The organism is Desulfolutivibrio sulfodismutans DSM 3696 (assembly GCF_013376455.1).
GTDB lineage: Bacteria > Desulfobacterota > Desulfovibrionia > Desulfovibrionales > Desulfovibrionaceae > Desulfolutivibrio > Desulfolutivibrio sulfodismutans.
In genome coordinates, this window is sequence record NZ_CP045504.1 from 3,478,661 (window position 1) to 3,498,283 (window position 19,623).

The 19,623-nt window shown below is 66.1% G+C and carries 18 protein-coding genes; 15 read left to right on the forward strand and 3 right to left on the reverse strand.

What is annotated here, in order from left to right:
• Nucleotides 1-30 precede the first annotated feature (30 nt).
• The 7 genes from GD606_RS15925 (at nt 31) to GD606_RS15955 (ending at nt 5,293) form a co-directional block, all read left to right on the forward strand.
• Nucleotides 31-816, forward strand: a complete 786-nt coding sequence (locus tag GD606_RS15925) for a TIGR00282 family metallophosphoesterase (protein WP_163303076.1) — start codon at nt 31-33, stop codon at nt 814-816.
• Nucleotides 817-863: 47 nt separating this feature from the next.
• Nucleotides 864-1,394: a hypothetical protein gene (locus GD606_RS15930; protein ID WP_246298843.1), complete on the forward strand. Its 531-nt coding sequence runs from the start codon at nt 864-866 to the stop codon at nt 1,392-1,394.
• A gap of 12 nt (nt 1,395-1,406) precedes the next feature.
• Entirely contained in the window at nt 1,407-1,754 is a 348-nt protein-coding gene (locus GD606_RS15935) for an SPOR domain-containing protein (protein ID WP_163303075.1), read from the forward strand.
• 83 nt (nt 1,755-1,837) lie between these two features.
• On the forward strand, nt 1,838-3,127 hold the full coding sequence (tyrS, locus tag GD606_RS15940; RefSeq protein WP_163303074.1) for a tyrosine--tRNA ligase: 1,290 nt from the start codon (nt 1,838-1,840) through the stop codon (nt 3,125-3,127).
• A gap of 245 nt (nt 3,128-3,372) precedes the next feature.
• On the forward strand, nt 3,373-4,233 hold the full coding sequence (locus GD606_RS15945) for a UbiA-like polyprenyltransferase (RefSeq protein WP_176629325.1): 861 nt from the start codon (nt 3,373-3,375) through the stop codon (nt 4,231-4,233).
• Nucleotides 4,234-4,351: 118 nt separating this feature from the next.
• On the forward strand, nt 4,352-4,684 hold the full coding sequence (locus GD606_RS15950; protein ID WP_176629326.1) for a hypothetical protein: 333 nt from the start codon (nt 4,352-4,354) through the stop codon (nt 4,682-4,684).
• A 39-nt stretch (nt 4,685-4,723) separates the two neighbouring features.
• Nucleotides 4,724-5,293 carry a WbuC family cupin fold metalloprotein gene (locus tag GD606_RS15955; RefSeq protein WP_163302885.1) on the forward strand — a complete coding sequence of 190 codons (570 nt, stop codon included), beginning with the start codon at nt 4,724-4,726 and terminating at the stop codon, nt 5,291-5,293.
• A gap of 98 nt (nt 5,294-5,391) precedes the next feature.
• Here GD606_RS15955 and GD606_RS15960 read toward each other — a convergent pair whose 3' ends face one another.
• Entirely contained in the window at nt 5,392-6,645 is a 1,254-nt protein-coding gene (locus tag GD606_RS15960) for a diguanylate cyclase (protein ID WP_163302884.1), read from the reverse strand.
• Between the two features lie 77 nt (nt 6,646-6,722).
• On the opposite strand from GD606_RS15960, the gene GD606_RS15965 reads away from it, so the two are divergent.
• A complete protein-coding gene (locus GD606_RS15965) occupies nt 6,723-8,717 on the forward strand; it encodes a PAS domain-containing sensor histidine kinase (RefSeq protein ID WP_163302883.1) in 1,995 nt (664 codons plus the stop codon).
• On the opposite strand, the gene GD606_RS15970 is transcribed toward GD606_RS15965, so the two are convergent.
• The gene (locus GD606_RS15970; RefSeq protein ID WP_163302882.1) at nt 8,718-9,410 is read right to left on the reverse strand and encodes a M15 family metallopeptidase; all 693 of its coding nucleotides are present in this window, start codon (nt 9,408-9,410) and stop codon (nt 8,718-8,720) included.
• Nucleotides 9,411-9,755: 345 nt separating this feature from the next.
• Between GD606_RS15970 and tpx the strand changes: the two genes are divergently transcribed.
• From tpx to GD606_RS15990, 4 genes are all read left to right on the forward strand, one after another.
• Complete coding sequence (gene tpx / locus GD606_RS15975) at nt 9,756-10,274, forward strand: thiol peroxidase (protein WP_163302881.1); 519 nt, start codon at nt 9,756-9,758, stop codon at nt 10,272-10,274.
• Nucleotides 10,271-10,888, forward strand: coding sequence for a YajG family lipoprotein (locus GD606_RS15980; RefSeq protein ID WP_163302880.1), 618 nt, complete (start codon nt 10,271-10,273; stop codon nt 10,886-10,888). The genes tpx and GD606_RS15980 overlap by 4 nt, the downstream gene beginning before the upstream one ends.
• A 36-nt stretch (nt 10,889-10,924) precedes the next feature.
• Nucleotides 10,925-12,034: a redox-regulated ATPase YchF gene (ychF, locus tag GD606_RS15985; protein WP_163302879.1), complete on the forward strand. Its 1,110-nt coding sequence runs from the start codon at nt 10,925-10,927 to the stop codon at nt 12,032-12,034.
• A gap of 93 nt (nt 12,035-12,127) precedes the next feature.
• Nucleotides 12,128-14,830, forward strand: a complete 2,703-nt coding sequence (locus tag GD606_RS15990) for an EAL domain-containing protein (protein ID WP_163302878.1) — start codon at nt 12,128-12,130, stop codon at nt 14,828-14,830.
• Between the two features lie 147 nt (nt 14,831-14,977).
• Here GD606_RS15990 and GD606_RS15995 read toward each other — a convergent pair whose 3' ends face one another.
• Nucleotides 14,978-15,754 (reverse strand): precorrin-8X methylmutase, encoded by a 777-nt coding sequence (locus tag GD606_RS15995; RefSeq protein ID WP_163302877.1) that lies wholly within the window; start codon nt 15,752-15,754, stop codon nt 14,978-14,980.
• 258 nt (nt 15,755-16,012) lie between these two features.
• Here GD606_RS15995 and GD606_RS16000 point away from each other — a divergent pair, with 258 nt between their 5' ends.
• The 3 genes from GD606_RS16000 (at nt 16,013) to GD606_RS16010 (ending at nt 19,621) form a co-directional block, all read left to right on the forward strand.
• A complete protein-coding gene (locus GD606_RS16000; protein ID WP_163302876.1) occupies nt 16,013-17,602 on the forward strand; it encodes an ABC transporter substrate-binding protein in 1,590 nt (529 codons plus the stop codon).
• Nucleotides 17,603-17,756: 154 nt separating this feature from the next.
• On the forward strand, nt 17,757-18,734 hold the full coding sequence (locus tag GD606_RS16005; RefSeq protein ID WP_163302875.1) for an ABC transporter permease: 978 nt from the start codon (nt 17,757-17,759) through the stop codon (nt 18,732-18,734).
• Nucleotides 18,731-19,621 carry an ABC transporter permease gene (locus tag GD606_RS16010; RefSeq protein WP_163302874.1) on the forward strand — a complete coding sequence of 297 codons (891 nt, stop codon included), beginning with the start codon at nt 18,731-18,733 and terminating at the stop codon, nt 19,619-19,621. The genes GD606_RS16005 and GD606_RS16010 overlap by 4 nt, the downstream gene beginning before the upstream one ends.
• The last annotated feature ends 2 nt before the right edge of the window (nt 19,622-19,623 follow it).

A 19,623-nucleotide genomic window follows, 5' to 3' on the forward strand; every position in this document is an offset into this window, starting at 1 on the left:
TCCGCAACGCTTCCGGGAGGAAACGTCTCCATGCGCATCCTGTTTTTGGGCGACATCGTCGGCCGTCCCGGGCGCGACGCGGTGGTGGCCGGTCTTTTCCGGCTGCGCCGGGAACTTGAGGTGGACGTGGTCCTGGCCAACGGCGAAAACGCCTCGGGGGGCCTGGGCATCACCGTCAAGGCCGCTTCCCAGCTTTTGGCCTGCGGCGTGGATGTCATCACCTCGGGCAACCATGTCTTCAAACATCGCGAGATCCAGGTCTATTTCGAGAGCACGGACCGGCTGCTGCGCCCGGCGAACTATCCCCCCGGCACGCCCGGGGCGGGCCTTGGCGTCTACGGCCTGGACGGCAAGCCGCCGTTTGCGGTCCTAAACCTCCTCGGGCGGACCTACATGAACAGCCTGGACTGCCCCTTCCGAGCCGCCGACGAACTCATCGGCAAAATTCCCGGCGACGTGCCCGTGCGCCTGCTGGATTTCCACGCCGAGGCCACCTCCGAGAAAAAGGCCATGGCCTATTATCTCGACGGCCGCATAAGCGCCCTGTGCGGCACCCATACCCACGTCCAGACCAGCGATGCCCAGATCCTGCCCCATGGCATGGCCTACATCACCGACCTGGGCATGAGCGGCCCCATCCGCTCGGCCATCGGCATGGATCCCCAGGCCGTCATCCGCCGCTACCTCACCGGGATGCCCCAGCGGTTCGTCCTGTCCAAAGGGCCGGTGGAGTTGCAGGGCGCGGTGATCGATATTGACGCCCAGACCGGGAAGGCCGTACAAATACAGGGATGGCGGCACGCCTGCCAGGAATGAGACGGTTGTCCGCCATTTCGCGGCACACCTTCGCCCAGGGAGCCAAAATGAAACTTTGCGCCAGTCGGCTGATGCTTTGCGCGGCGGCATGTGCGGCCGTGATGCTGTCAAGTGTCCCGGGGTATGCCATAGGGCCGGATCGCCAGTCGGTCTATTTGACCGTGGCGGGCCCCCTGGAAGTCGTGCGCCAGGGAGCGGACCATGTTGTCACGTTGCGGGGGAAACCGATCCACCAGAGCAAGGGCGAACCCCTGACGGCCCAATCCTACATGAGCGTCGGGGAGCTCGACGACGGCTTCGACGCCGTACTCCTGCGCCGGGGGCTTGGAAACGTGGACTGCCCCGTGGTCTACGACCTGATCACCGTGGGCGCGGACGGCAAAAGCGCCTTGGTGCAAAGCTTCAACAGTTGTTCGCGGCTGGCCGATATCCGGGCCGTGGGCGACAAGCTGTATTTCGTTTTGGAAAACAAGGCCGGGAAGACTGATGTGCTGGAATACAGCGACGATGATCGCAAGCGGTCGGCGCCGGTCAAACTGAAAAAATCCGCCCTGCCCAAGGCCGAAACCCCCAACTGATTGGACCTGAACATGACCCGCGCCGTCCTGCCTCTTGTGTTGTGCCTCGCCCTTGCGGCCGCTTCCTGTGGCTCCGACCCCGTCATCCATGACTGGCAGCGGCCCCACGACACCTATCAGGTGGGAGCCTTCACCAAGTCCGAAAACGCCGAGGAACTCAAGGCCGAGCTTGAGAAAAACGGCTTCGCCTCCCGCGTCGAGACCGAGATACGCGGCGGCGTCTTTTATCTCAACGTGCTTGTGGACGTGTACAGCCCCGTTCCCGGCGTCGAGGCCAAGCTGGAACGCATAAGCAAGGCCAAGCCCATCCTGCGCTCCAAGGCCCGGGTGGACGCCCCGGCCCAGAATTCCGGCAGTTGACCACGGCCGCCCTGGCGGCCGATTTCCGCTTACACCCCCACCGGACGGCGAAAGGCCGCCCGCAATCCCCCATGGATCAGCTCATGTCCCGCAACATCTTTGACGAACTGTCCTGGCGCGGCCTGGTCAACCAGGTGTCCGACGCCGAAACCCTTCGCGAACATCTGGATTCCCCCGGCCGGGTCATCTACTGCGGCTTCGACCCCACAGCCGACAGCCTGCACATCGGCAATCTCGTGCCCCTTCTCGGGCTGGCGCGTTTCGCCCTGGCCGGACACCGTCCCCTGTTTCTGCTCGGCGGGGCCACGGGGCTGATCGGCGATCCCAGCGGCAAGGACAAGGAACGCACCCTCAATGCCGCCGAAAAGGTCCAGGCCTCGGCGGAAAAGATCAAGACCCAGGCCATGGGCTTTTTTGAGCGCATGGGCGTGGCGGACAACATCGAACCCGTCAACAACCTGGACTGGACCAAAAATCTCTCCATCATCGATTTCCTGCGCGACGTGGGCAAACACTTCACGGTCAACTACATGCTGGCCAAGGAGTCCGTGAAGGGTCGCATCAACCGGGAAGAGACCGGCATCTCCTACACCGAATTCAGTTACATGATCCTGCAGGCCTATGACTTCCGGCATCTCTCCGAGACGCGCGGCTGCACCCTGCAGATCGGCGGCGGCGACCAGTTCGGCAACATCACCGCCGGGCTCGAATTCATCCGCCGTTCCCGGCCCGCCCCGGCCTTCGCCCTGACCTTCCCGCTGATCACCACGGCCTCCGGGGCCAAGTTCGGCAAGAGCGAGAAGGGGGCCATCTTCCTCGATAAGAACCTGACCTCGCCCTACGCCTTCTACCAGTACTGGTTCAACACCGATGACCGCGACGTCATCAACTATCTCAAGTACTTCACCCTGCTCGACCACGAGAGCATCGAAAGCCTGGCCATCGAACTGGCGGACAACCCCCACCTGCGCCAGGCCCAGAAACGGCTGGCCCTGGAGGTCACCACCATGATCCACGGCGCAGCCGAGACCCAAAAAGTCCTGGACGCCAGCCAGGCCCTCTTCGGCGCAGGCGACCTCGCCGCCGCCGATCCCGACACCCTGTGCGCCGCCCTGGAGGCCGCGCCGAGCATGGCCTATCCGTCCCTTTCGGCCATCCCGCCCCTGCCCAAACTCCTGGCCGATCTGGGACTGTGTCCGTCCAATTCCCAGGCCCGCAAAGACATCAAGGCCGGGGCCATCTCCATCAACGGACAACGCGTCGCCGCCGAAGACCACGCCTACGGCACCGACGACCTCCTGGCGGGACGCATCCTGCTGGTGCGCAAGGGCAAGAAAAATTACGGCGTCGTCACCCTGGGCGACGACGCATAAACGGGCGTCGGGGCTGCAGCCCCGAACCCCGCCCGGGGGGAATCATTCCCCCCGGACCCCCCGGTTTCCGGGCGTCGATCCCCGGCGCGCCGCGCCGGGGATCGACGCCCGGGAAGCCGGGATGTCCCGGGAAAGTGATCGCTCCCGCGCGCGGACGCGAAGCGCGATGAAGTTTTTTGAAGAGGGGGTCCGGGGGGGAAACTTTTTTTCAAAAAAGTTTCCCCCCCGGCCGCCGGAGGCGCTCCATGAAACGACTCGCCGTGTTGGCCGGGCGGTATGCCCGGCTGGTCAAGATCGAGCATTCGGTGTTCGCCTTGCCGTTCGCCTATGTGGGGCTGTTTTTGGCCGCCGGGGGCTGGCCGGGATTGGGCAAGTTTTTCTTGCTGACGGTGGCCATGGTGGCGGTGCGTTCCTATTCCATGGCCATGAACCGGTTGGCGGACCTGCGGTTTGATCGGGAGAATCCGAGGACCAAGCGGCGGGAGCTGGTCACGGGCGAGGTGGGCGTGCCCGGGGCGGCGCTGTTCACGGCCGGGTGCGCGGCTCTGTTTGTTGCGGCCTGCGCCGGGCTCAATACGCTGTGTCTGGCCCTGTCGCCGGTGGTGCTGGTCTGGGCCGGGTTCTACAGCCTGACCAAGCGCTTCACCTGGATGTGCCATTTCATTTTGGGTTCGGTTCTGGGGCTGTCGCCTGTGGCCGGCTGGCTGGCCTATGAGCCCGCGTTTTCCGTGCGCGCCGTGCTCTTCGGCCTGGGCGTGACCTTCTGGACGGCGGGATTCGATATTTTGTATGCCTGCCAGGATGTGGAATTCGACCGGCAGCACGGGCTGAAATCCGTCCCGGCCCGGTTCGGCGTGGGCGCGGCCCTGGCCTTTTCCTCCCTGGCCCATGTCAACGCCGTGATTTTCTATGCCCTGGCCGGGTGGGCGGCGGGGCTGTCCTGGTTTTATTTCCTTTTTTTCGCGGCCAGCGCCGGGCTGCTTCTGGTCGAACACCTGATCCTGTCGGAAAACGACATGTCCCGGGTGAACATGGCCTTTTTCACCATCAACGGGGTGGTGGCCGCCGGGCTCGGCCTGGGGGTGCTTCTGGACATCTTCGTCTGATGAACCGGGAGGCGGCCGCCGTTTGGCGCCGTGGCCGTCTGGACAGCCTGTGGTGGGGACTTTATAGAGAAGGCAGGCCGCGCCATCGACGACGGCCACACAGCACGGGAGGTGCGTTATGGATCAAAACGCCTGCACGGGCTGCAAGATGAGCCCTTTCACGCTGACCGCCGTGGGACTGACGCTGTTGTTCGTGATTTTCATGTTCGTCACCGGGGTCATGGTCCGCTGGTGGGTCATGCTGCCTCTGGGCTTTGCGGCCTTTTTCCTGTTCCGGATGCGGCGCGACCAGGCCGAGGGATGCGAGAAAACGCTCTGCTGCTGGGGCTCTTGGGCCATTGTCGCCCTGCTGCTTTTGCGCGACGCCTGCCTGTCCTCCCGGTTGGCCGGAATCTACGGCGCGGTGGAGAACGTGGCGGGCGAGGCGGCCAAGTCCGCCCTGAACCTGTAGGCCGGGCCCGGACAACCCAACGCAACACCAGGAGGCGGCATGCGCGGGGCGCGGATCGAGCGGATATCCCACCATGCCACGGTGTCCGGCCATGTCCGGGTGGCCGTGGCCGACGACGACCTGATTGTGCGCACCTGCCGCGCGGCCCGGGACAATCCCCGGGGCCGGGAGGTCCATCGGTTTCATGCCGCCGACGATGATCCGCTGCAGCGCATGATCAATGCCCTGTGCCCGGGAAGCTACGTGCAGCCGCATCGCCATGTGGCGCCGGAGAAGGCGGAGAGTTTCGTGATCCTGCGCGGGGCCTTGGGCGTGGTGTTGTTCGATGACGCGGGAAACGCCAGGGAAAAGGACTTCATCCTGCTTGAGCGGGAGCGCGGCGTGCATCTGGCGGACATCCTGCCCGGGGTCTGGCACACCATTTTCGCCCTGGCCCCGGAAACGGCCGCCTTCGAGGCCAAGGCCGGGCCATATCTGGCCGAATCGGCCAAGGGGTTCGCGCCGTTCGCCCCGGCCGAGGGAAGCCCCGGGGCTGCGGCCTACCTGATGGCCCTGGAGGACCGGTTCCGCAGCGTGTGGGGCCTTGCGCCGCGCGCCTGGGGGAAGTGAGTGACTGGAAAGGATTGGCGCTTCTTTGGAGAGCCTTTCGCCGCGCGCCTGGAGGGGTGGCCAAGAAACCGGGCATGCCGCAAGCGGCGTGGGGAGGCTCAGGAGGCCAGCACCCGGTTGCGCCCCGAACGCTTGCACTGATAGAGCATGGCGTCGGCGGTGGCCAGCATCTCCTCCAGGGATTTGTGCGGCTCGCAGCATACGCCGATGCTCACCGTGACCGAGATGCTCGCGCCATCCACCCGGGTGCGTGAGCGTTCGATGCTGCGGCGCAGTTCGTCGAACACGGTAAGCGCCGCCTGCCGGTTCATGTTCACGGCCAGCACGCAGAATTCCTCGCCCCCATAGCGGGCCACGATGTCCGATCCCCGGAAGCGCCCGGACAGGCCTTCGGCCACATGCTTGAGCACCTCGTCCCCGGCCTTGTGCCCGTGGGTGTCGTTGACCTTCTTGAAGAAATCGATGTCGATCATGGCCACGGCCAGGGTCATGGAGTCGCGCAGGGCGAGGGAGTGGAATTTTTTCCCGGCGTCGAAGAAATAGCGGCGGTTGTAGAGGCCGGTGAGGGCGTCGCGGATGGAGGCTTCCTTGAGCTTGCGCACCAGTTCGAGCATGTCCAGGCATTGGGTGACGCGGCAGTAGAACTCCTCGCTGGCAAAGGGCTTGGCCAGGTAGTCGTTGGCCCCGACCTTGAGGAATCGCGCGGATAAAAGCTCCTCGGTGCTGGCCGAGACGCCGATGATGGCCAGATCCTCCTTGCGGTGTTCGCGGCGGATGGCCCGGGTGAGTTCCAGGCCGTCCATGCCGGGCATGTGGTATTCGGCGATCAGCAGGCGCAACGCAGGGTTTCGCGACAACAGGCGCAAGGCCTCCTCACCGTCTGAGGCCTCCATGACCGAGAAGTCGTGGACCTCAAGGAGCCGACGCACATGGCGGCGCAGGGTGGCCGAATCGTCCGCCACCAGGATGCTTATGTATTTGTTTTTGTAAATGCGCTTGACGAGGTTGCAGACGTAATCCAGGCTGTCGGGGGCCTCCTTGAGCACATAGTCCACCACGCGCTTGGCCCAGATGGCGTCGCGGTATTCCTCGTCGAAGGCCCCGGTGTAGACGATGACCGGGATGCCCTTGGCGATGAGGTAGTCCACGGTGTGGCCGTCCGGGGAGTCGGGAAGGTGCAGGTCCACCACGGCCACGAAAAAGTCCGGCTGCTCGGGACTTTCCTCAAGAATGTAGACGGTCTCTTCGTAGGTTGAGGCCCAACTGGTATCGAAGAACAATTCGTCTTCAATTTTACGGATGAGGACGCGGGCGAATACCTTGCTGTCCTCGACGATAAGCACTTTTTCCATGAGTCCATGCCGGGCGGTAGTTGCACATGCCTTGCACCGAGTGTGACAAAGACCACGGGAAAAAGCCAGGACGAATCATGGTCGCTGATAAGGAAAATACTACGGAGAAAATGGCCGCGCCGAGCCGGGGCGAGACGCTCATGGCCGCCGGGCTGGGCGGGCTGCATCAGGTGTTTTTTGAGCATGCCCTGTCCGCCATCCTGGTGTTGTCCCGGGAGGGGCTGGTGCTGGATGTGAGCCGGGTGGTGGTCGAGAAGCTCGGCATGCCGCTTACGGCGATTCGCAGGCGGCATGTGGGGGAGTTCATGCCCGAGCGCGAGGCCCGGGCGCTTTTGCGTCAGGTGGACAGGGTGTTTCGCGGCGGCGCGGCCATCCGCAACGCGGGCATGGTCGTCAGCCTGGGGCGGGGCGAGATTTCCGTGGCCTCGATCTTTCCCCTGCCGGGCGAGGACGGAAGCGTCCAGGCCGTGTGCGCCATGGCCTCGGACATCGCCGAACGCCGGGCGGCCGAAGAGGCCTTGCGCCAAAGCGAGGAGAAGTATCGCAGCATCTTCGAAAATTCGGCTGAGGGCATTTTTCAGTTTTATCCCGACGGCCGGATCATTGAATGCAACCCGGCCATGGCCCGCATCCTGGGCTACGCCTCGCCCGCCGAACTCATCGCCGAGGAGGGCGACATCCTGCGCCGCATCCATGTCCAGCAGGAGGCCCGACTGGAATTTTTGCGCACCCTGGCCAAAAACGGCCGGGTGTTCGACTTCGAGGCCCAGGTGTATCGCCGGGACGGACGCCGGGTGTGGATTTCCACCAACGCCCTGGCGGTCATGGGGCCGGACGGGAAGCTGTTGCGGGTGGAGGGCGCGGCCCGGGACATCACGGCCCGCAAGCGCGCCGAAGAGGAACGCATGCTTTTGGTGGCCGCCGTGGAGCAGGCCGCCGAGGGCATGGTCATCATCGGCCGGGATTTCAGGGCCCAGTACGCCAACCCGGCCTTTGCCCGCATCGTGGGCTCGGGCCTGGGAATGGCCGGGGTCGGTGCGGACGAGTTGCAGCGCAGCGTGGATCCGTTTTTGACCGATTCCGTGCGCGGCATCCTGGCCTTGGGGCTCAAGTGGTCCGGCCGGGCCCGGCAGACCCGCCGCGACGGCAGCCAGTACGTGGCCGAGGTGCTCATCACGCCCATCCGGGACGAGACCGCGCGGGTCTGCAACCATGTGGTCCTGGTGCGCGACGTGACCCATGAGATCCGGCTGGAGCGCCGCCTGCGCCAGGCCGAAAAACTGGAGGCCATCGGCGTGTTGGCCGGGGGCATCGCCCACGACTTCAACAACATCCTGACCCCCATCCTGCTCAATACCGAGGTGGCCCTGTCCGACCTGGACGCAGACCATCCCCTGCGCCGTCCCCTGACGGACGTGGTGGACGCCGCCGAGCGGGCCAGGGATCTGGTCAAGCAGATCCTGGTCTTTTCCCGGCGCGAGGATGCCGTCAAAAACCTCTTGATTTTAAATCCCCTGGTCAAGGAAACCGTGAAGATCATGCGCGGATTGACCCCGGCCAACGTCACTATGGAGGCGGACATCTCGGAGCGCGGCATGGCCATCAGGGCCGATCCGGCCCAGGTGCACCAGGTGCTCGTGAATCTGTGCATGAACGCGGCCCATGCCATGACCCCGGACGGCGGGGAGCTGGCCGTGGCCCTTGAGGTGGTGGGGATCGACGGCGGCGGCGCGGAGGGCGGTTCGGCCCCGGAGACGACGGACCCCCTGTCCGGATTGGGCGAGTCCGTGCGCTCGGTGCTCGACCTGACGCCCGGGCGTTATGCCGCCCTGTCCGTGCGGGACACGGGGCACGGCATGGACCGGACCATCATGGAACGCATCTTCGAGCCGTTTTTCACCACCAAGCCGCCGGGCCAGGGCACGGGTATGGGGCTGGCGGCGGTGCATGGCATCGTCAAGGCCTGCGGCGGCGCGGTGACGGTCAGGAGCGTCCCGGGCCGGGGCAGCGTGTTCGTGGTCTTTTTCCCCCTGGCCGGGGACGCGGAGGCGCAGGTGGAGCAGCCCCGCTGATCATTCTCCCGGCGGCAGCGGTACGTCCAGGAGGGGACACGCCTTCCAGCCGTCGGCGTCGAAGTGCCACCACTCCGAGGAAATGGGCCGAAACCCGTGCCGGGCCATGGCCTCGGCCAGAAGTCGGCTGTTGGCCGCAGCCTTGGGGTCGCCGCCGGTGAAATTTCTCGAAGCCCTGGGCGAGAAGTCGTCGAACTCCGTGGGCATGGGCAGCGCCCGGCCCTCCCCGTCCACCAGCCCCGCATCCACGGCCATGCCCCGGTTGTGCTTGGACCCGGACACGGGTCTGCCGCCCTCTTCCACGGGCCTGCCCACGTAGCCCTTGTCCGGGGTCACTTCCCAAAAGGTCTTTTGCACGGAAAACGGCCGGTAGCAGTCGTAGAGCACAAGCCCCAGGCCCCGGGTTTGCAGGTCGGCCTGCACCGCCGCGAGCCGGATGGCCGCCTCCTGACGCAGAAAACAACGTCCCGAGGGGTAGACCGCCTGGCCGGTGAAGTTGTTCGTCGTGGCGTAGCGCATGTCCAGACGGATGGTGGGGTCCAGGGCCGTGACCTCCACCAGCCCGGCCCGGGTGAGGGCCGATATCCCGGGGTCAGGCGAGGGCTCGGCGGCCCGGGCCGTGTCCGGGGTGAAAAGGCCGGGCAGGATGGCCACAAGGATCGCCCACGAGGCGAAACGGCGCGGCAGGGTCATGCGGACAGGCCTCCCTGGGACGGCGTGCGTCCCGATTTTACGTGACACCCGCGTCCTGCCGCATTCGCCCCGGATTGTCCATGCCCGGGCGCAGCGGGGGAACGGGCGCCAGAGCCGTCGGCCGAGGTGAAAGACGTCTCCGATCCTGCGCGGAACAGGCGAAAGGGGCATGGCCTGTCGCTTGGGGAGATGGCTTGTCCGTTCCCGCGCCTGTCCCTGCCCCTGCCCCCGCCCGGGGGCGGATTTGCGGCGGGATCGCTTGACGCCGGCGGCGCGACGATGAAATACAGGGGTGAGACGGGCCGCTGTCCCCAAACCGGGGGAGGGCCCGCAAGGAGAACGGCAATGCGCGAGAAAAAAGGCGTGGTGACCTTTCAGGGCAACCCCCTGACCCTTTTGGGCGAGGATGTGGCCGCAGGGGCCAAGGCTCCGGACTTTACCGCCCTGACCAACGATCTGGCCCCGGCGCATCTTTCGGATTTCACGGAGAAGGTGCTGGTGGTGGTGTCCGTGCCCTCGGTGGACACCCCGGTGTGCGACCTGGAGACCCGGCGTTTCAACGCCGAGGCCACGGGCCTTGGCCCCGACGTGCGCATCCTGGTGGTCAGCATGGATCTGCCTTTTGCCCAGAAACGCTGGTGTGCGGCCGCCGGGGCGGATCGGGTGACGACGCTTTCCGACCACGCCCTGGCCTCCTTCGGGGAGGCCTACGGGGTGCTCATCAAGGAGCTGCGGCTTCTGGCCCGGGCGGTGTTCGTCGTGAACGCGGCGCGAACCGTGACCTACGTCCAGGTGGTTCCGGAGGTGACTCAGGAACCGGACTACGCCGCCGTTCTGGCTGCGGCAAAGGCCGCCCTGGCATGATGCGCGGCTTTTTTTCCCGAACCGCCACGGCGTGTGTGCTGTGCGCGGCGGTTTTGTCGTGCACGGGATGCGGGGCCTACCGGGCCAACGTGGCCTGTCAGGCCGTGGTGGAGAAGGAAGAGCTGGGCCGGGGCGCGGCCGTGGTTGTCGAGGCCGCCGATGCCCGGCCGGACGCCACCGTGGGCCAGCGCAATCCGGACTCGAAGATGGCCGGGACCGTGGTCGTGGACCCGGAGGTGGCCCAGCTCCTGCGCCGGGCCGCAGGAGACGGGCTGGTCGCCAAGGGGTTTTCCCCGGCCGCCCCGTCCGAATCCGTAGTCCGCACCCTGACCGTGGAGCTCGCCACCCTGACCTATACCGGGACGCCGCGCCTGGGCGGGATCACGGCCGAGGCCCGGGTGGTCCTGAACGTGACCGTGGACAACAACGGGGCGATCCTGAAAAAGGCCTACGACGCCAGCACCCAGTGGAAGCTTAACGGGGACAATGTGGAGCCGGATTTCGACCGCCTGCTGGGACAGACCCTGTCCAAGGCCGTCTCGAAAATGGCGGGCGATTACGACCTGCTCAACTTTCTCGTCAAAACCGTGTTGCGGACCCGGGATCTGGGCTAGGCCCGCCCGCGCCGCACCGAAAAAGGATTTTTGTTCATGTCGCTTTCCATCGGCATCGTGGGGCTTCCCAACGTGGGCAAGTCCACCCTGTTCAACGCCCTGACCAAGGCCCAGAACGCCCAGGCCGCCAATTATCCCTTCTGCACCATCGAACCCAACACGGCCGTGGTGCCCGTGCCCGACGCGCGGCTTGCGGCCCTGGCGGAGCTGGTGGACCCCAAGGTGGTGACCCCGGCCACGGTGCGCTTCGTGGACATCGCCGGGCTGGTCAAGGGGGCGAGCCAGGGCGAGGGCCTGGGCAACCGCTTTCTGGCCAACATCCGGGAGACCGGGGTGGTGTTGCATGTGGTGCGGGCCTTTGCCGAGGACGACGTGGTGCATGTCCACGGCGGCGTGGACCCGGCCCGGGACATGGAGATCATCGAGACCGAACTGATCCTGGCCGACGCCCAGACCATGGAGACCCGGGTGGAGCGCCTGAAAAAGCAGGCCAAGCCCGGGGGCAAGGACAAGGAGGCGTCCGAGGCCCTGGCCTGCGCGGAAAGGCTTTTGGCCCACCTCATGACCGGGCAGCCCGCCGCCAGCGTGCCGGATGCGGACGAGCCGGCCATGGCCGCATTTTTGGCCGAGAATAGGCCGATCACCGCCAAAAAGGTCATCTACTGCGCCAACGTGGACGAGGGCGACATCAGCGGCGAGAGCCCGGCGGCCCAGGCCGTGGCCGAACATGCCGCCGCCCGGGGGGCGGGGTTCGCCGTGGTCTGCGCCCGCATGGAGGAGGAACTGGCCGGGATGGACGAGGCCGAGCGGCAGGAGTTTCTGGCCTCCTACGGGGTGGTCAAAAGCGGCCTGGATCAGGTCATCGCCACGGGCTACGAGACGCTTGGGCTCATCAGCTATTTCACGGCCGGACCCAAGGAGGTGCGGGCCTGGACCGTGCGCCGGGGGTCCCGCGCCCCCCAGGCCGCAGCCGAGATCCATACGGACTTCGAAAAAGGATTCATCCGGGCCGAGATCATCTCCTACGAGGAATACGTGCGCCACGGCTCCGAGGCCAAGTGTCGCGCCGCCGGGGTCATGCGCCTGGAGGGCAAGGACTACGAGGTGCGCGACGGCGACGTCATCCATTTCCTTTTTAACGTCTGACGGGCGCCTGTAAAAGGGTGGAATTTTTTTGCACAACTGGATAAACAGGCAGAAATTTCAGCAACATCGAATAGAATAAACGGGCCGTGTATCGTGGGCAGACCGAAAACGACCGTGCAGGGGACGCCGCAGGGCAGTGGCGGGGACCGTGGCCACGAGGCCACATTCCGGGCCGTGTGCGCCGGCTGTGAAGGGTTTTTCGCCTTTCTCGACGCCGTGGCCGTGGGCCTGGCGGTGGTTGATGAGGCGGGCCGGTTCGTGTGGGTCAACGAGGCCCTCTGCCGCATCCTTGGACTCCCCCGGGACAGGCTGTTCGGAGAGGCCTTCATCCGCTTCGTGGCGGACACAAGCGCCGAGCAGGTCATGGCCCTGCACCAGGCCAACCTCGACGGCCAGGGCGGCATTCCCGCCGAGTGGGTGGTGTTGCGCGAGGACGGCGGCCGGGTGCCGGTGCACGTCTCCCCCGGCCGACTGGTCGGCCCGGACGGCAGCCGCTACGGGGTGATCTGCGCCAGCGACCTGCGTCCCCAGGAGGGGAGCCAGGAATCCCTCAAACGCCGGGCCTTCCAACAGGGCATTGTTTCCGAAATCGGACTTTTCGCCCTCTCCTCCGGCGACATGCCCGGGCTTTTCCGCAAGACCATCCGGCTCATGGCCTCGGTGCTCGACGTGGAGATGGCCGAGTTCATCCGCTTTTTGCCCCCGGACGGGGCCATGCGCCTGGAGGTCGGCGTGGGCCGGTCCGACGCCGACGGCAGCCTGTATCCCCCGCCGGAGCCCGGGGGCATGGCCGCGTATGTGCGCTCCGCAAAAGCCCCGGTGGTCATCAAGGACTACCTGAGGGAAGAGCGGTTTGTCCCGGACCCCTTCTTTCTCGCCGCAGGCATGCGAAGCGGCATCGGCATGGTGATCCATGGCCGCGACGGGCCCTATGGGGTCATGGGGATACACACCCGGGAGCCCCGGTCTTTTTCCGGGGATGACATCCATTTTCTGCAATCCCTGGCCAATGTGCTCTCCGAGGCCGTGGCTCGCACCGGGGCCGAGGCCGCCTTGGCCGCCTCCAACCATCTGGGCGGATTGATCCTGGAGGCCGTGGGCGAGGGCATCTTCGGCATCGACCTCATGGGCCGCATCACCTTCGTCAATCCCGCCACGACCCAGTTGACGGGCTACGCACAGGAGGCCTTGGTCGGCGCCGACCCCCATGCCCTGTGGCACCATTCCAAACCCGACGGCAAACCCTTTCCCCGGGGAAAAAGCCCCATCCTCAAGGTGCTGGAGGACGGCCGCCGCCGCCATGTCCGGGAGGACTGGTTCTGGCGTGCCGACGGCCGCATCTTCCCCGTGGATTATGTGGTCACGCCGCTTCTGGCCGATGGGCGCATCAGCGGGGCGGTGGTGGCCTTTCGGGACATCACCGAGCGCAAAAAGGCCGAAAAGGCCCTGACCTATCAGGCCTACCATGACGAACTGACCGGCCTCTACAACCGGGCCTTTTTCATCGAGCGCCTGGAACGGGCCATGCGTGGGGCGAAATCCGGCGGAGGCGGGCGTTTTTCGGTCATGTTCCTCGACTTGGACGATTTCAAGTTCGTCAACGACAGCCTGGGCCACACCGTGGGCGACCGGTTGTTGCGGGGCATCGCCATGCGCCTGTGGAACACCCTGGACCCGGGGGACGTCATCGCCCGGCTTGGAGGCGACGAATTCGCGGTCCTGGTGCAGGGCCAGGGCGAGGCCACCCGGGGCCTGGAAACGGCCGGGCGCATCCACGAGGAGCTTAAAAAACCCTCGCGCATCGACGAGTTTGAATTTTTCGTCTCGGCCAGCGTGGGCATCGTGGACGACGTGTCCGCCTATGAGGGCGTGGACGAGGTGCTGCGCGACGCGGACACGGCCATGTTTCAGGCCAAATCCCGGGGCAAGGGCAAAAGCGAGGTCTTCGACCGGGCCATGCATGACCGGGCCAGCGAACGGCTGCACCTGGAGACGGGCTTGCGCCGGGCCGTGGAGCACGGGGAGCTGTATTTGGCCTACCAGCCCATTTTCCGGCTGGCGGATCGCACCACCGTGAGCTTCGAGGCCCTGGCCCGGTGGCGGCACCCCGTGCGGGGTCTTTTGTCTCCGGCGGTGTTTATTCCCGTGGCCGAGGCCTCGGGGCTGATCCTGGCCCTGGGGGACTGGGTGCTGCGCGAATGCTGCAAACGCATGCGCCTGTGGCTGGACGAACATCCCGGTGCGGCGGACATGTCCATCGCCGCCAACATCTCGGCCAAACAGCTCATGCAGGGGGATCTGGTCGCCCGGGTGGCCCGCATCCTGGATGAAACCGGGCTCGACCCCCGCCATTTGAAGCTCGAGGTCACCGAGTCGGTGCTCATGGAAAACGCCGAACTGGCTGTGGACATCCTGGGTCGACTCAGGGATCTGGGCATCCGGCTGGCCGTGGACGATTTCGGCACGGGCTATTCGTCGCTGTCCTATCTGCGCCGGTTTCCCGTGGACGCGCTCAAGATCGACCGCTCGTTCGTCTCCAACATGGACGTCAACCCGGAAAAGTTCGAGATCGTGCGGGCCATCGTACAGCTTGGGCGGGCGCTGAACCTGGACGTGTGCGCCGAGGGCGTGGAGACCGAGGCCGAACTGGCCGGGCTGGTGTCGCTGGGGTGCGGCCTGGGCCAGGGCTATCTCTATGCCCGGCCTCTGCCCGCAGATGAGGCCCGGGCGTTTATTCCCCCGCCGGGCGAAGAATGCGACCCCCTTGGGGAAGAGGCCTGTACGAAATTTTCATAACCTGACGACGTCTGTTGTTTTCAAACGCACAGGGTGTTTGTGACCCGCCATGAAGGGCCTGCGGCGGGCTCGAAGCCGACGTATCCCCCTGCGGTCCCTTCCCTTCCGGACAATACGGCCTCTCCCTAAAAAGGCTCCTCGTGCCCGCTACGGGACGCGGCGGGCTTCCTCCGTGCGGGCCCTCTCCCGCAGCGCCAGCTCAAGCAGGGCGTTGATCGCCGCCGCCGCCGAGGTGGAGCCGCCCTTGCGGCCGACGACCGTCAGGTAGGGCACGCCCCGGGCCGAGTCTCCGAAATCCGCCAGCAAGGCCTTGGACTGGGCTGCGTTCACAAATCCCACGGGCAGGCCCGCCACCAGGGCCGGGCGGATGCGTCCGGCCTGCATATGGTCGAGAAGCCGCAAAAGCGCCGTGGGCGCGTTGCCGATGACGAAAATGACCGGCGCGCCGGACATTCCGGGCACGATCCCCGGGCCGTGGGCCAGGGAGACCGCCAGATCCACGGCGGCGGCCGTGCGGGTGGTGGCCGCCGCCGTGGCGGCGTCTGTGAACGCCTCTGGGGCCGCCTTTGCGGCCGCCGGTGCGGCGCGCGGGTCGTCGATGAGGCAGGTGACCCGGCATCCCAGGGGCGTCAGGCGTCTTTCGGGGATGCCCATGCAGGCCATGCGGGTGTCGGTGACGATGACCGCCCCGGCGGCCAGGGCGGCCAGCCCCGACTCCACGGCCCGGGGGTGGAGGCGTACCAGCGACAGCAGTTCGAAATCCGCCGTGGCGTGGATCATGCGCCGCACCACCTCCCACTGCGCGCCCGCAAAAGGCCGGGGCTCGGGAACCTCGGCGTCGATGATGGCCAGGGAGGCCCGTTCGATGTCGTCTGGCCGACGTTCCTGCTGCAAGGGGGCGGGGGGCGGGGTGCGGTCGTTCATAGCCGCAAGTGTAGCCGGGTTCGGCCTCGGGGCCAAGGGCGGGCCGCAACGGCCAGCCGCCGGGGCGCCTGGCGGCATGGGGAAGATGTGTTATTTCATTCTTCTCTTGTGCTACGATAAAAAAGAATGTACACTTCATAAATATGTAATTTTTAGAATACGGATCAGATCAGGCGGCTATATTTATTGACGGTAACGGGCCGGGCTGGGGCGGAAGGCCGGAAAACTCACTGCGGAGGACGCATGGACAGGCAGGGCATGACAGGGATGCGGAAAGCGGCGTGGGTGCTGTGCGCGGCATTCGTGCTGGCGGCGTTTGCGACGGGCGCGACGGCCTTCGCCAAGGACAAGCCAGCCGAGCTGGTGTTGGCCGTGGGCGGGGAAAACGAGGAGGGCTTTGACCCGCTGGTGGGCTGGGGGCAGTACGGGCATCCGCTGTTCCAGAGCACGCTGCTTAAGCGCGACGTGAACCTCAATATCGTCAACGATCTGGCCGAGAGCGCCACGTTAAGCCCGGATGGCCTGGTCTGGACCGTGACCATCCGCAAGGACGCGAAGTTTTCCGACGGCGCGCCCCTGACCGCCGAGGACGTGGCCTTCACCTTCAACAAAGCCGCCGAGGCCGCCGGGAAGACCGACGTCACGGCCCTGAAAGAGGCTGTGGCCACCGGGCCGTACACCGTGGAGCTGCGTCTCAAGGAGCCCCAGATCACCTTTGTCGGCCATCTGGTGACGCTTGGGATCGTACCCAAGCATGCCTACGGCGAGGGCTACGGCCGCAACCCCATCGGCTCGGGACCGTACAAGCTGGTGTCCTGGACCGAGGGGCAGCAGATGGTGGTGGAGGCCAACCCCCACTATTATGGCAAAAAGCCGGAATTCACCCGGCTGGTGTTCCTCTTTACCGGCGAGGACACGTCCTTTGCCGCCGCCCAGGCCGGAAAGGTCCAGGTGGTGGGCGTGCCGTCTTCGCTCGCCAAGCAGCAGGTGCCGGGCATGGTTCTTCGCCGGGTCAAAAGCGTGGACAACCGGGGGCTCATGTTCCCCATGGTTCCGGACAAAGGCGAAAAGACCCCTACCGGTTTCCCCATCGGCAACAACGTGACCTCCGACCCGGCCATCCGCAAGGCCGTAAACTACGCCATCGACCGCAAGGCCCTGGTGGAGGGCGTGCTGGAGGGCTTCGGCTCCCCGGCCAGCGGCGTGGTGGATAATCTGCCCTGGGAGCAAACCTCGGCCCGGTTTACGGACAACGATCCGGCCAAGGCCAAGGAGATCCTGGCCGCCGCCGGGTGGAAGCCCGGCTCCGACGGCATCCTGGAGAAAAACGGCGTCAAGGCCGAATTCACCGTCGTCTACAACGCCAAGGACAGCCTGCGCCAGAACCTGGCCCTGGCCGTGTCCGGCATGTTGCGCAAAATCGGCATAAACGTCGTTCCCAAGGGCGTCAGCTGGGACGAGATCAAAAAGAACCTGACCCATTCCAACGTGGTGGTCTACGGCTTCGGCGACCACAGCCCCCTGGAGATGTACAAGCTCTACCACAGCAGAGGCGACCTCAACATCTACAACGCCGGGCTCTACAAGAACCCCGTGGTGGACCAAAACCTGGACAAGGCCATGGCCGCACCGTCGTTTGAGGCCTCCATCCCCTTCTGGAAGGCCGCCCAGTGGGACGGAACCACGGGATTCGCCGTGCCCGGCGACGCTGCCTGGGCCTGGATGGTGAACCTGGACCACACCTACTTCATCGACGAGAACCTGGACGTGGGCGTCTCCCAGATGGAGCCCCACGGCCACGGCTGGCCCATCACCGCCAACATCGAGCAGTGGACCTGGAAGAAGTAGCCGCTGCGGGGGCTTCATGAAAGCAAGCCCCCCGCAGCCCCCATCGCAAGGGCAGCTAACGGAGCGCGACCGTGAGCACTTCTCGGAACCGTCATGGGATTCCAAAGGGCTTTGCCCTTTGGCCGCCGGAGGCCTCCCCCCCGGCGCACGGCGCATGACCGGCTATCTCCTGCGGCGCATCGTCCATCTGGCGGCGCTTCTGGCCGCCGTGTCGGTGCTGTCGTTCACCCTGGTCAGCATGTCGCCCATCGATCCGGTGGACGCCTACATCGGGGCCGACGTCATGAAGGTCGGCCCCGAGCAGCGGGCCAAAATCGCCGCCCGATGGGGCCTGGACAAGCCGCCCCTTGAGCGCTTCACGGCCTGGGCCGGGAACCTTGTGCGCGGGGATTTCGGCGTCTCGGCCATCTACAGCGAACCCGTGCTCACGGTCATCGGCAAGCGCTTCGCCATGTCCCTGTGGCTGATGGCCCTGGCCTGGGTGTTTTCGGGGCTCTTCGGCTTTGTCCTGGGGGTCGTGGCCGGGGCCTTCGAGGGCGGGCTGTTCGATCGGGCCGTGCGGTTTTACGCCTATCTGCTGGCCGGAACCCCCACCTTTTGGCTGGGGCTTTTGCTGCTTTTGGTTTTTTCCGTGGCCCTGCGGCTGACGCCCGTGTGTTGCGCCTTCCCCCCAGGGGTGACCCCGGAGGAGGCCACCGTGTGGCAACGGCTGTGGCATCTGGCCCTGCCTGCGGCCACCCTGTCCATCGTGGGGGTCAGCGCCGTGATCCTGCACACCCGCCAGAAGATGATCCAGGCCATGCGCTCGGACTACGCCCTGTTCGCCCGGGCCCAGGGCGAGGACACCATGGGGGTGGTGCGCCACCACGCCCTGCGAAACGTGGTCCTGCCCGCCGTCACCCTCCAGTTCGCCACCCTGGGGGAGCTGTTCGGCGGCTCGATCCTGGCCGAGCAGGTCTTTTCCTATCCGGGGCTGGGGCAGGCCACGGTGGAGGCCGGGCTGCGCGGCGACGTGCCGCTGCTGCTGGGCATTGTCCTGGTCAGCGCGGTGTTCGTGTTCACGGGCAACACCGTGGCCGACCTCCTGTACCGGGCCATTGACCCGCGCATCGGCTGGCGGGGGGCCGCATGAGGGCCGTACAGGCTGTTTCCCCCGGATCTCCCGGGGCCGCCGGATTCCGGCTGGCGGGCGCTTTGGGGCTTGGCAGCCGCCGGGGGCGTTGGCTGTGGGCCATGGGGGCGTGTCTGGCGGTGTTCGCCGCCGTCCCGATCCTGGCCTGGATTTTGGGCGACGCCGGGCTTGAGCCGGATCTTCTGGCCAGGAACCAGCCGCCATCCCTGGCCCATCTGTTCGGTACCGACACCCTCGGGCGGGACATGCTTTCCCGTACGATACACGGCCTGATGCTGTCGCTTCGGGTGGGCCTTTTGGCGGCGGCGGCCAGCTCCGTCCTGGCGCTTGTCCTGGGCGTGGCCTCGGCCAGCCTGGGTCGGGCGGCGGACGGCGTGGTGAGCTGGCTGGTGGACATCTTCATGACCGTGCCGCACATGGTCCTTTTGATCCTCATTTCCTTCGCCGTCGGGGGCGGGGCGCGGGGGGTGGTCATCGCCGTGGCCCTCACCCATTGGCCCGCGCTCACCCGGGTCATCCGGGCCGAGGTGCTGCAACTGCGCGGGGCCTTGTACGTGCGAACCGCGCGCCGGTTCGGCAAGGGGCCCCTGGCCGTGGCCGCCACCCACATGCTGCCGCACCTTCTGCCCCAGTTTTTCATCGGCCTGATCCTGCTTTTCCCCCACGCCATCCTGCACGAGGCCGCCCTGTCGTTTCTGGGCGTCGGCCTGTCGCCGCACACCCCGGCCGTGGGCATCCTTTTGGCCGAGTCCATGCGGCATCTGTCCACGGGCTATTGGTGGCTCGGGATTTTGCCCGGGGCGGCGCTTTTGTGTCTGGTGAAATGCTTCGACATCCTGGGATACAACCTGGACCGGCTGCTCGATCCCAAAACCTCGCAGGAATAGCC

Coding starts and splice junctions, on each gene's coding strand:
- GD606_RS15925 (WP_163303076.1), top strand. CDS start 31: ATGCGCATCCTGTTTTTGGGCGACATCGTCGGCCGTCCCGGGCGCGAC.
- GD606_RS15930 (WP_246298843.1), top strand. CDS start 864: ATGAAACTTTGCGCCAGTCGGCTGATGCTTTGCGCGGCGGCATGTGCG.
- GD606_RS15935 (WP_163303075.1), top strand. CDS start 1,407: ATGACCCGCGCCGTCCTGCCTCTTGTGTTGTGCCTCGCCCTTGCGGCC.
- tyrS (WP_163303074.1), top strand. CDS start 1,838: ATGTCCCGCAACATCTTTGACGAACTGTCCTGGCGCGGCCTGGTCAAC.
- GD606_RS15945 (WP_176629325.1), top strand. CDS start 3,373: ATGAAACGACTCGCCGTGTTGGCCGGGCGGTATGCCCGGCTGGTCAAG.
- GD606_RS15950 (WP_176629326.1), top strand. CDS start 4,352: ATGGATCAAAACGCCTGCACGGGCTGCAAGATGAGCCCTTTCACGCTG.
- GD606_RS15955 (WP_163302885.1), top strand. CDS start 4,724: ATGCGCGGGGCGCGGATCGAGCGGATATCCCACCATGCCACGGTGTCC.
- GD606_RS15960 (WP_163302884.1), bottom strand. CDS start 6,645: ATGGAAAAAGTGCTTATCGTCGAGGACAGCAAGGTATTCGCCCGCGTC.
- GD606_RS15965 (WP_163302883.1), top strand. CDS start 6,723: ATGGTCGCTGATAAGGAAAATACTACGGAGAAAATGGCCGCGCCGAGC.
- GD606_RS15970 (WP_163302882.1), bottom strand. CDS start 9,410: ATGACCCTGCCGCGCCGTTTCGCCTCGTGGGCGATCCTTGTGGCCATC.
- tpx (WP_163302881.1), top strand. CDS start 9,756: ATGCGCGAGAAAAAAGGCGTGGTGACCTTTCAGGGCAACCCCCTGACC.
- GD606_RS15980 (WP_163302880.1), top strand. CDS start 10,271: ATGATGCGCGGCTTTTTTTCCCGAACCGCCACGGCGTGTGTGCTGTGC.
- ychF (WP_163302879.1), top strand. CDS start 10,925: ATGTCGCTTTCCATCGGCATCGTGGGGCTTCCCAACGTGGGCAAGTCC.
- GD606_RS15995 (WP_163302877.1), bottom strand. CDS start 15,754: ATGAACGACCGCACCCCGCCCCCCGCCCCCTTGCAGCAGGAACGTCGG.
- GD606_RS16000 (WP_163302876.1), top strand. CDS start 16,013: ATGACAGGGATGCGGAAAGCGGCGTGGGTGCTGTGCGCGGCATTCGTG.
- GD606_RS16005 (WP_163302875.1), top strand. CDS start 17,757: ATGACCGGCTATCTCCTGCGGCGCATCGTCCATCTGGCGGCGCTTCTG.
- GD606_RS16010 (WP_163302874.1), top strand. CDS start 18,731: ATGAGGGCCGTACAGGCTGTTTCCCCCGGATCTCCCGGGGCCGCCGGA.